The organism is Subtercola sp. Z020 (genome assembly GCF_002931235.1).
Classification (GTDB): domain Bacteria; phylum Actinomycetota; class Actinomycetes; order Actinomycetales; family Microbacteriaceae; genus Subtercola.
The window spans coordinates 20,229-30,396 of sequence record NZ_PSTT01000044.1; the positions used below are offsets into that span (position 1 = coordinate 20,229).

9 protein-coding genes are annotated in these 10,168 nt (G+C 68.5%); 5 read left to right on the forward strand and 4 right to left on the reverse strand.

All coding sequences use genetic code 11. The annotated features are described in order from the left end of the window. Nucleotides 1–110 precede the first annotated feature (110 nt). Nucleotides 111–566, reverse strand: coding sequence for a dUTP diphosphatase (dut, locus tag C5B96_RS06415; protein ID WP_104244102.1), 456 nt, complete (start codon nucleotides 564–566; stop codon nucleotides 111–113). A 51-nt stretch (nucleotides 567–617) separates the two neighbouring features. On the opposite strand from dut, the gene C5B96_RS06420 reads away from it, so the two are divergent. Next, nucleotides 618–1,067, forward strand: coding sequence for a DUF3093 domain-containing protein (locus C5B96_RS06420; protein ID WP_104244104.1), 450 nt, complete (start codon nucleotides 618–620; stop codon nucleotides 1,065–1,067). A 26-nt stretch (nucleotides 1,068–1,093) separates the two neighbouring features. Here the strand turns inward: C5B96_RS06420 and C5B96_RS06425 are convergent, their stop codons facing one another. Then, nucleotides 1,094–1,387: a DUF4193 domain-containing protein gene (locus tag C5B96_RS06425; RefSeq protein WP_104244106.1), complete on the reverse strand. Its 294-nt coding sequence runs from the start codon at nucleotides 1,385–1,387 to the stop codon at nucleotides 1,094–1,096. Between the two features lie 201 nt (nucleotides 1,388–1,588). Here C5B96_RS06425 and sepH point away from each other — a divergent pair, with 201 nt between their 5' ends. Next, nucleotides 1,589–3,193: a septation protein SepH gene (gene sepH / locus C5B96_RS17785; protein WP_233189038.1), complete on the forward strand. Its 1,605-nt coding sequence runs from the start codon at nucleotides 1,589–1,591 to the stop codon at nucleotides 3,191–3,193. 59 nt (nucleotides 3,194–3,252) lie between these two features. Beyond that, entirely contained in the window at nucleotides 3,253–3,777 is a 525-nt protein-coding gene (locus C5B96_RS06435; protein WP_233189039.1) for a GNAT family N-acetyltransferase, read from the forward strand. Nucleotides 3,778–3,781: 4 nt separating this feature from the next. Here the strand turns inward: C5B96_RS06435 and C5B96_RS06440 are convergent, their stop codons facing one another. Further along, nucleotides 3,782–4,933, reverse strand: coding sequence for an alkaline phosphatase family protein (locus C5B96_RS06440; RefSeq protein WP_104244108.1), 1,152 nt, complete (start codon nucleotides 4,931–4,933; stop codon nucleotides 3,782–3,784). Between the two features lie 39 nt (nucleotides 4,934–4,972). Between C5B96_RS06440 and C5B96_RS06445 the strand changes: the two genes are divergently transcribed. After that, nucleotides 4,973–7,543, forward strand: a complete 2,571-nt coding sequence (locus C5B96_RS06445) for a DNA topoisomerase (ATP-hydrolyzing) subunit A (protein WP_104244110.1) — start codon at nucleotides 4,973–4,975, stop codon at nucleotides 7,541–7,543. 70 nt (nucleotides 7,544–7,613) lie between these two features. Here C5B96_RS06445 and C5B96_RS06450 read toward each other — a convergent pair whose 3' ends face one another. Further along, the gene (locus C5B96_RS06450) at nucleotides 7,614–7,844 is read right to left on the reverse strand and encodes a hypothetical protein (protein ID WP_104244120.1); all 231 of its coding nucleotides are present in this window, start codon (nucleotides 7,842–7,844) and stop codon (nucleotides 7,614–7,616) included. A 229-nt stretch (nucleotides 7,845–8,073) separates the two neighbouring features. Here C5B96_RS06450 and C5B96_RS06455 point away from each other — a divergent pair, with 229 nt between their 5' ends. Continuing rightward, nucleotides 8,074–10,161 carry a type IIA DNA topoisomerase subunit B gene (locus tag C5B96_RS06455; RefSeq protein ID WP_104244112.1) on the forward strand — a complete coding sequence of 696 codons (2,088 nt, stop codon included), beginning with the start codon at nucleotides 8,074–8,076 and terminating at the stop codon, nucleotides 10,159–10,161. Nucleotides 10,162–10,168: the final 7 nt, after the last annotated feature.

The window sequence follows — 10,168 nt, forward strand, 5'->3', positions numbered from 1 at the left end:
AGCCTCGAGGTCGCCCGCGGTCTCGACCACGTCGAGCTCGGCCCGCCTGGAGCGTCGGCCCCGGCCGCGCTTGCCGTCGGGGGTGGCGCCTGAAGAGTTGTCTGACACGTTCACTCAGCTTCCTGGGAGGGGGTGGTGTAGCCGGTCGAGCCGAAGCCGCCTTCGCCCCGGGCGCTGCCCGGGAGGTGTTCGACGGGAACGAACACCGCGCGGGTCACCGGCATGATGACGAGCTGGGCGATTCGGTCACCGACGGCGATATCGTACGGCACAGAGGTGTCAGTGTTCAGGAGGGCAACCCTGATCTCCCCGCGATAGCCGGCGTCGACGGTGCCCGGAGCGTTCACGATCGTGATGCCGTGCTTGCTGGCGAGGCCGCTCCGCGGAACGACGAACGCCACATACCCGTCGGGCAGGGCGATCGAGACGCCGGTGGCCACGGTGCGTCGCTCACCCGGCGCCAGGGTCAGGGCCTCCGACGAACGCAGGTCGGCACCGGCATCGCCCGGGTGGGCATAGCTGGGAATGTGCTCAGCCTTGATGAGAACTTCGACGGTTTCAGTCACGAGTCGAGGGTAGTGCAGATCGCACCCGCGAAACTCTGATCGAATAGAGGTATGCCGACCTATCGCGAAAGACTCAGCCCCTCGGGGCGGGTGTACCTCTATCTGGTGCTCCTGATCCCTGCCAGCATTCTGGTCTTCGCGCCGATCAACATGCTGGCCGGCATTCTCTGCGCCATCGTTCTGTACGGCGGCAGCGTCATCACGCTTCTCGTTCTCTCACCCGTGGTGAGTGTGGGCGACGGGATGCTCGTGGCCGGCAAGGCGCGCATCCCGCTCTCCCTCGTGGGTGCGCCCGAGGCGCTGACGGGGTCGGCGGCCGTGATGGCCAGGGGCCAGAAGCTCGACGCGCGGGCCTGGCTCTGCATCCGCGGCTGGATCCAGCCCGTCGTCAGGGTGAGCATCCTCGATCCCGACGACCCGGTGCCCTACTGGCTGATCTCGTCCCGTAAACCACAAGAGCTCGTGGCCGCCCTGCAAGGGGCTGACCACGAGCTCATCTAGTGTCGTTTTTCAGACGCCGCTTCTGCTTACATCTCGCATTCGATGCAGACGGGCCCGAGCTTCGTCTGGTGGTCGATCTGCGAGCGGTGCTTCACCAGGAAGCAGCTCACACAGGTGAACTCGTCTGCCTGCGGCGGGAGAACCACCACGTCGAGATCGAGGTCTGAGAGATCTGCCCCGGGCAGTTCGAAGCCACCGGGATTGTCGGCGTCGTCAACGTCTACGACCCCGGACATCTTGTCGGGGACCCGCTCCTTCAGCGCTTCAATCGAGTCTGAATCATCGTCGGTCTTGCGCGGAGCGTCGTAATCGGTTGCCATGCTTATCCACTTCTCATACGCCAGCTGAAACAAAATCGGCGGCGTTAGTTTGCATCATTACCTGGGGAATAGCAAACCGCCCTGGCGGCGGTCTCGCCCCTCGCCCGTAGCAACTTGCGGCACGCCCCGAACATTCCCGGGATCGGTGCGATCATCATGGCATCCTTGCAGGGAACTCCAGACAAGACGGGGCCTGAAACCATGCAAGATCTAACTGTCATCGGTATCGAGAACGGGGCGTTGCTCGTCTCCTCAGAGACCGGTGAACGCTTCCGTGTTGCGATCGACGAGGTGCTCCAGTCACGACTCCGCCAGAGCACGTCGTCGACCGCGCCCGGCATCAAGGTCTCGCCCCGCGAGATCCAGTCCCAGATCAGGGCCGGCATGAGCGCCGAAGACGTGGCCAGGTCGACGGGCGCCTCGCTCGAGTACGTCGAACGGTTCGAGGGGCCCGTGGTGGCCGAGCGCCTGCACATCGTCTCGTCTGCCCTCCGCGTCGCCGTCAAGGTCGCGTCGAGCACCGACCCGCTGCGGGGCGACCCCCTCGGTGACGACCAGTCGTCGACCTTCGGGGAGATCATCGAGGAGCGCCTGGCCGGCCTCGGCGCGACAGACCTGCGCTGGGCCAGCTGGAAGGAGGAGTCGGGCTGGATCGTCAAGCTCACCTTCACGGCGAGCGAGATCGACCACGACGCGCGCTGGCAGTACGACGCGAAGCGCCACTCCCTCACTCCGCTGAACTCGGGGGCCGTGACGCTGTCGCAGCACGGCGAGATCTCCGACGGGCTGATTCCGCGTCTCCGTGCGGTCGACCTGAACGGCAACGAGACGACCCCGATCGCCCCGCTTCCGCGTGCCGAGACGACCGGGCTCGGTATGGCCGAGTTGGATGTCGCGATCCCGGGCGATGCTGGGGCCGACGCGGGTTCGACCTCACGTTCAGGCTCAGGCTCAGGCTCCCCTGCCTTCCCCGGCTCCGCCGACGCGGATGCCGATCGCACGAGTGCCGTCGCCGAGTCGGAGGAGCAGCGCCCCGACTCCGGCACCGCCGATGCACCCGCGGCCGCGGCCGCGACGAAGCCGCGCTCGGAGGGTTCCGCCGCTCGCTCCATCTGGGGAGCCGTCTCGCGCTCCGTGTCGAAGGGCGACTCCTCTCGCGAGACCCCGCGCGACACCGCCAGGGACGCTGCCTCCGGGCCCGCCGCTCCGCCCGTCATCGCCCAGCCCACACCCTTCGCCCGGCCCGCCTCCCGCACCGACCAGGAGTCCTCCGCCCGCGCGGCGGCTGCGGCGGTGAACCGGGCGACGCCCGCTCCCGCAACGCACAACGAGACGGCCGATCTGCTCGAGGCGCTCCGCCGCCGGCGCGGTGAGCGCGAATCCGCCTCGTTCATCGACGACGGCGACGAGCTCGACTCGTTCGACGACTCGCGCTCCGAGCATCCGTCCGCGGCGCACGCGGGCATGTTCACGCGTGGCTCGTCTGGCCTCCCCCAGGGCGACACCCGCCCCGTGGCGCACCTGAAGCCCGTCGCCGGCGACGCGTCAGACCGGCCGGCCGACGGCGGGAGCGGCAGCGCACCGGGCGGCCCGGCGTCGCCCGTCGGCGCTGATGCGCAGGCCGGCTCCGGGTCGCCCGACGGCGCGGCCACGCCCGATGTTCCGCTCGCGGGCCTCGAGTCCGAGCCGTCGGCGGCCGCCAAGCAGCGCCAGACCGCCCCTCAGTCACGCCGCAAGACGCGCGCCTCGATGCCCAGCTGGGACGAGATCGTCTTCGGTGCGCGGAGCGACGACGACCTCAGCTGAACCCGCCGCCCATACCATCGCCGCCACGCGAACGGGCCGGAACGGGAGAGGGCGTCCCGGTGATCGCTGAGCAGATCCGCTGCGCCCGGCTCGTGCTGCAGCCGCTGCGGGTGTCGCATGCTCCCGGGATGAGCCGCGTGCTCGCCGATCCGGCACTGTATGCGTTCACCGGGGGCGAGCTGCCCAGCATCGCGGAGCTGACCGCCCGATACGAGCGCCAGACCGCCGGGCGTTCTCCCGATGGCGTTGAGACCTGGCTCAACTGGGTGGTGACCGACCTCGCCGGCGAACCGCTCGGTTACGTGCAGGCGACGGTGACCGGTGCGGCAGACGGCGCCGGGGGCGAGCCGGTAGAGGAAGAGGGACAGGCCGAGGTCGCCTGGGTTGTCGCCACCTCGCAGCAGGGGCGCGGCTACGCCACAGAGGCCGCCCTCGCCTTGGTCGACTGGTTGCGCGCCCGCGGCGTGACGCAGTTCGTGGCGCACATCCACCCCGACCACCGTGCGTCCCAGGCCGTGGCGCGCCACCTCGGCCTGCACCCCACAGCAACCCGCGTCGACGGCGAAGACCGTTGGGAATCGTGACTTCTCAGCCGGAGTAGGCACCGAAGCGCAGCAGGGGCACGAACAGTTCGTCGTCGCTCCATGAACCGTGCTGCCCGATCATCGTGCGCTTCGCCGCGGGCGTGCGCCGCGAATCGTAGTACGCCACATTCTTGCGGGCCGCGACGAGCACATCGCCGATGCGGTCCCGGATGCCCGGCAGCACCTCCCCGAACCACCCCGCGTCGATCGCCTCGTCGCGCGTGAGCACCCACGCCCGATCCCCCTCGACGGAGCGCCACGCCTCAGCCAGGGCCGTCGCGGCCGCGCGCGGATCGGGCAGCCCGGGTTCGAGGTGCAGTTGCACGCACCGCGGGTCTCCTGCGACATGCCGCACGTTCTGCACGAGTTCCGGAACGGTGTCGAAGAGCACGTGCGAGGTCGGCGGAACGTCGACCATGCCGTGGTCGGCGGTCAGCAGCATCCCTTCCCCCGCCCGCAGCGAACCTGCGAAGGTCGCGACCGACGCATCGACCGACTCGAGCGCGGAGATGAACGGGGCGGACTGCCAACCGTGCGCGTGGGAGGCCATGTCGAGTTCGGGGATATAGAGGTACACGAGCTGGCGGCCCCCGGCATCGAGCGCAGTCCGTGCGGCCGCGAAGCGGTCGGCGATGCTCTTGCCGACGACGAAGTCGGCCCCGCGCAGCACCGCTTCGGTGAAGCCGCTCGACTCGTAGCGGGACGCACCGATCACCGAACATCCGATGCCCTCTGCTGACGCCTGTTCGAAGACGGTGGGCTGCGCCTGCCACTCCAGCGGCTTCATCTGTGGACCGTAGCCCGACAGCTGGTTCAGCACCACGTCGTGCCCGGGCACGAAGGCGGTGTAGCCGACGATGCCGTGCGTTCCCGGAGTCGTGCCCGTCGTGAGGGAGGCGAGCGCCGCAGCCGTCGTCGTGGGAAAGCCGCTCGCGAGTCGCCCCTTCCTGGTGAGCGCCGCCATCAGGTGCCGGGCGTGCCCGCTCCGGGCGCGAAGAGACGAGACGCCGAGCCCGTCGACCAGAACGACGACAACCCGTTCGGCCGCAGGCAGGCCCAGGACGTTCTCCCTGCCGTCGAGCGATGCGAGACAGCTCGGAAACACGTCGACGAGGTGCGGAGCCCGCGAATCGAGGGCCGGTAGCATGGGGGGCATTCCCCCCATCCTATTGACAGCGCACGTGAAACAGCAGGTATGACGCCGAGAACCCCTGAGCCCCCCGCCGCCGACATCGTGGAGAACATCGAAGACATCGATGTGTCGAGCGAGATGCAGGGGTCGTTCCTCGAGTACGCCTACTCGGTCATCTACTCCCGGGCGCTTCCCGACGCCCGCGACGGCCTGAAGCCGGTGCAGCGCCGCATCATCTACCAGATGAGCGTGATGGGGCTGCGACCCGACCGCGGGCACGTCAAATCGGCCCGCGTCGTCGGCGATGTGATGGGCAAGCTGCACCCGCACGGCGACGCCTCCATCTACGACGCGCTGGTGCGCCTCGCCCAGAGCTGGACGTTGCGGCTCCCCCTCGTCGACGGCCACGGCAACTTCGGTTCGCTCGACGACGGGCCGGCGGCATCCCGCTACACCGAAGCGCGCCCGGCGCCCGCGGCGCTCTCGATGACCGACGGCCTCGACGAAGACGTCGTCGACTTCATCCCGAACTACGACAACACCGAGGTGCAGCCCGACGTTCTGCCTGCCGCCTACCCCAACCTGCTGGTGAACGGCGCGAGCGGCATCGCCGTGGGCATGGCCACGAACATGGCCCCGCACAACCTCATCGAGGTGGTCGCGGGCGCCCGGTACCTGATCACGCACCCCGAGGCGTCGGTCGACGACCTGATGCAGTTCATTCCCGGCCCCGACCTGCCCGGCGGTGGCACGATCGTCGGGCTGGCCGGCATCCGCGACGCCTACGCGACCGGCCGCGGCGCCTTCAAGACGCGCGCGAAGGTCAGCGTCGAGAACCTTACCGCCCGCAAGGTCGGCCTCGTCGTCACGGAGCTGCCCTACCTGGTCGGTGCCGAGAAGGTCATCTCCAAGATCAAAGACGGCGTCAACGCGAAGAAGCTGCAGGGCATCTCCGACGTGACCGATCTGACCGACCGCACCAACGGCCTGCGACTCGTCATCGGCATCAAGACCGGGTTCAGCCCCGAGGCCGTTCTCGAGCAGCTCTACCGCCAGACGCCGCTCGAAGACTCCTTCAACATCAACAATGTTGCGCTCGTGAACGGCAGCCCGCAGACCCTCGGCCTGAAGGAGCTCCTGCAGGTCTACGTCGACCATCGCATCCAGGTCACCACCCGCCGCACGCAGTTCCGGCTGACGAAGCGACGCGAGCGGCTGCACCTGCTGCTCGGGCTGCTGATCGCCATCCTCGACATCGACGAGGTCATCCAGGTCATCCGCAACTCCGACGACACCGACCAGGCCCGCACCCGGCTGATCAGCGTCTTCGACCTCGACACCCTGCAGGCCGACTACATCCTCGAACTGCGGCTGCGCCGCCTGACCCGGTTCTCGCGCATCGAACTCGAGACCGAACGCGACCAGCTGATGAAGGAGATCGAGCACCTCGAGGCGCTGCTGGCAAACCGGTCCCTGATCCGTCAGACGGTCTCCGAGGAGTTGGATGAGGTGGCCGACGTTCTCGGCACTCCTCGCCGCACCCTGCTGACCGAGGCCCGCCCCGCACCCGCGTCGACCGCGGCGGCCCGGCGCGAGCAGGTCTCCCTCGAGCTGGCGGATGTGCCGTGCCGCGTGTTCCTCTCCACCACAGGGCGCACGATGCGCGTCGACCTCCCGACGCCGGCCGAGCTGGTGTCGGGCGGCGGTGAGAGCGACGGAGGCGACGCAGCTCTGCTCCCCCGGCCGTCGGGAGCCCCCGCACGCCGCAGCAAGCACGACGCCGTGCGTTCGGTGGTCGACACCACCACGCGCACCGAGATCGGCGCCGTCACCACGACGGGCCGCGTGCTGCGGATGAGCGTGCTCGACCTGCCCGTGGCACCACCGAACTCGGTGCAGCTCGGGGCCGGTGTGCGCATCGCCGACTACCTCACGCTCGGTCGGGGAGAGCGGGTCATCGCGCTCGTCTCGCTCACCTCCGACCAGCCGATCGCCCTCGGCACGCGGCTCGGAACGGTGAAGCGGGTCACGCCCGGCGACTGGCCGAACAAGCCCGACTTCGAGCTCATCACGCTGAAAGCCGGTGACGAGGTGGTCGGCGCCGTGCAGGCGCCCGAGACCGCGAATCTCGTGTTCGTGGCGTCGGATGCCCAGCTGCTGCACTATCCGAGCTCCGCCGTACGCCCGCAGGGCCGGCTCGCCGGGGGCATGGCCGGCATCAGCCTGAGCACGGGGGCCAGTGTCATCGCCTTCAGCGCGGTCGATGCTGCCGTTCAGCAGCAGGCCGAAGCGATCGAGGGAGAGCTCGCCGAGGGATCCGCCCCCCGCATCGTGGTGGCGACCGTCGCAACCAGCTCGGGCACCCTTCCCGGCACCGATGCGGGTTCGGCGAAGGTCTCGGAGTTCGGGGAGTTCCCGTCGAAGGGCCGCGGCACCGGCGGTGTTCGTGCGCACCGCTTCCTCCGCGGCGAGGATGCCCTGCAGCTCGCCTGGGTGGGGCCGGCGCCCGCGCTGGCGGTCGGCTCCGACGGCGCCGTGCGCTCACTGCCCGATCCGGGCGCAAAGAGGGATGCGTCGGGCACCCCTCTCGCGGCCCCCGTCGACTCCATCGGCTTCGCCGCCACGCTCGCCTGACCCGCACAGAGAAGCGGCCCCGGTGCATCCTGAACCAGGATGCGACCGGGGCCGCTTCAGTGTGTCGCGACTAGCGCTGTTCGAGGAGTCGGTCTGACTCGTCGTGCCAGCTCTTGGCGATGGGGAAGAGTTTGGCGTGCACCTCACGGCCGTGGTGGGCGCAGAAGAGAAGGTCTCCGCTGTTCATCTCAACACGGATGTAGGCCTGGGCGCCGCAGCTGTCGCAGCGGTCTGCACCCGTCAGCTGACGGTTCGCTTCCAGATCGCCTACCACGCTGGTCTCTGTTGCAATTGATTGCATCTTCTGGCTCCTCACGGGTCGATACCTCAGACAATCTGTAAAACCCATACAAGCATGAGTATGTTCCCGCGATGACACATTCGGCTGTGTTTCGCTCTGCGCGTAGCGGAGGAGGCCCAGCTGTGTGTCACCGAGGTCAATGACGGTGGACCTAACTAGGCTAAGTCGGTGGAACCGCAGAGGTTCCCCCCGACCCGTATCCCCAGACACATCCCAGCTAGGAGCACCCTTGGCATCGTCCGACTACTCGGCCAGGCACCTGTCGGTACTGGAGGGTCTCGAGGCTGTGCGGAAGCGCCCCGGCATGTACATCGGGTCCACCGGCCCCAAAGGGCTCATGCACTGCCTCTGGGAGATCATCGACAACTCGGTCGACGAGGCGCTCGGCGGGTTCGGCACCGAGATCTCGATCATCCTGCACCCCGACAACAGCGTCGAGGTGCGTGACCGGGCCCGCGGCATCCCCGTCGACATCGAACCCCGCACGGGCCTGAGCGGGGTCGAGGTGGTCTTCACCAAACTCCACGCCGGCGGCAAGTTCGGCTCGGGCTCGTACGCCGCCTCGGGCGGTCTGCACGGAGTCGGGGCGTCGGTGGTGAACGCGCTGAGCGAGCGGCTCGACGTGGAGGTCGACCGCGACGGCAAGACCTACGCGATGTCGTTCCACCGCGGCGAGCCCGGCAACTTCGCCGACGCCGACCCGGCCCACCCCTCGCCCTCCGCGGCCTTCACGCCGTTCGAGAACCAGAGCGAGCTGCGTGTGGTCGGCAAGGTGAAGCGCGGCGTGACCGGCACCCGCATCCGGTACTGGGCCGATCCGCAGATCTTCACGGAGTCGACGCAGTTCCAGACCTCCGAACTCGTTGACCGGGCGCGCCAGACGGCGTTCCTCGTCTCGGGCCTCGCGCTCGACATCACCGACAACCGGGGCGAGGTGCCCCTGCACGAGTCGTTCCGCTACGACGGCGGCCTCGCCGAGTTCGTCGACTTCCTGGCGCCGGATGCCCCGCTCACCTCGACCTGGCGACTGGAGGGGTCGGGCACCTTCACCGAGACCGTTCCCGTGCTGAGCGACGCGGGCGCCATGGTTCCGACCGAGCTGACCCGCGACTGCACCGTCGACATCGCCCTGCGGTGGGGAACGGGGTACGAGACGGAGGTCAAGACGTTCGTCAACATCATCTCGACTCCGAAGGGCGGAACGCACCTGGCCGGCTTCGAGGCCGGGCTGCTGCGCTTCCTCCGCAAGACGGTCGAAGACAATGCCCGACGACTGAAGGTCGGCAACGACAAGCTCGACAAGGAAGACGTGCTCGCCGGCCTGACAGCGGTGCTCACCGTGCGCCTGCCTGAGCCGCAGTTCGAGGGCCAGACCAAGGAGATCCTCGGCACTCCCTCGGTGCGGGGCATCGTGACGAACGTCGTGACCAAGACGCTGACCGAGCGCTTCTCCTCCCCCAAGCGCGACGACAAGACGCAGACGGCGCTCGTTCTCGACAAGGTGGTCGCCGAGATGAAGTCGCGCATCTCCGCCCGCGCCCACAAAGAGACCCAGCGCCGAAAGAACGCCCTCGAGAGCTCGTCGCTGCCCGCGAAGCTCGTCGACTGCCGGTCGAGCGACGTCTCGGGCAGCGAGCTGTTCATCGTCGAGGGCGACTCCGCTCTCGGCACGGCGAAGCAGGCGCGCAACAGCGAGTTCCAGGCGCTTTTGCCCATCCGCGGCAAGATCCTGAACGTGCAGAAGGCCTCGGTGAGCGACATGCTCTCGAACGCGGAGTGCGCGTCGATGATCCAGGTGATCGGGGCGGGGTCGGGCCGCACCTTCGACCTCTCGGCCGCGCGCTACGGCAAGATCATCCTGATGAGCGACGCCGACGTCGACGGCGCGCACATCCGCACGCTGCTGCTGACCCTGTTCTTCCGCTACATGCGCCCGATGATCGACGCGGGCCGGGTGTTCGCCGCAGTGCCGCCCCTGCACCGCGTCGTGGTGATGAACCCGGGTACGAAGCCGAACGAGACGATCTACACGTACTCCGAGGCGGAGCTGAACGGTGTGCTCGCGGGCCTGAAGAAGAGCAACAAGAAGTACCAGGACCCGATCCAGCGCTACAAGGGGCTCGGCGAGATGGACGCCGACCAGCTCGCGTTGACGACGATGGACAAGGCTCGTCGCTCGCTCCGCCGGGTGCGGGTGGATGACGCGGCCGCCGCCGAGCGCACGTTCGAGCTGCTCATGGGTGACGAGGTCGCCCCCCGCAAGGAGTTCATCATCGCCGGCAGCGACACCATGTCGAAGGACCGCATAGACACCTGACCCCACC

Bases quoted from the DNA above. Each gene is read 5' to 3' on its own strand.
- C5B96_RS06420 (WP_104244104.1), top strand. From the start codon at position 618: ATGCCGACCTATCGCGAAAGACTCAGCCCCTCGGGGCGGGTGTACCTC.
- C5B96_RS06425 (WP_104244106.1), bottom strand. From the start codon at position 1,387: ATGGCAACCGATTACGACGCTCCGCGCAAGACCGACGATGATTCAGAC.
- sepH (WP_233189038.1), top strand. From the start codon at position 1,589: ATGCAAGATCTAACTGTCATCGGTATCGAGAACGGGGCGTTGCTCGTC.
- C5B96_RS06440 (WP_104244108.1), bottom strand. From the start codon at position 4,933: ATGCCCCCCATGCTACCGGCCCTCGATTCGCGGGCTCCGCACCTCGTC.
- C5B96_RS06445 (WP_104244110.1), top strand. From the start codon at position 4,973: ATGACGCCGAGAACCCCTGAGCCCCCCGCCGCCGACATCGTGGAGAAC.
- C5B96_RS06450 (WP_104244120.1), bottom strand. From the start codon at position 7,844: ATGCAATCAATTGCAACAGAGACCAGCGTGGTAGGCGATCTGGAAGCG.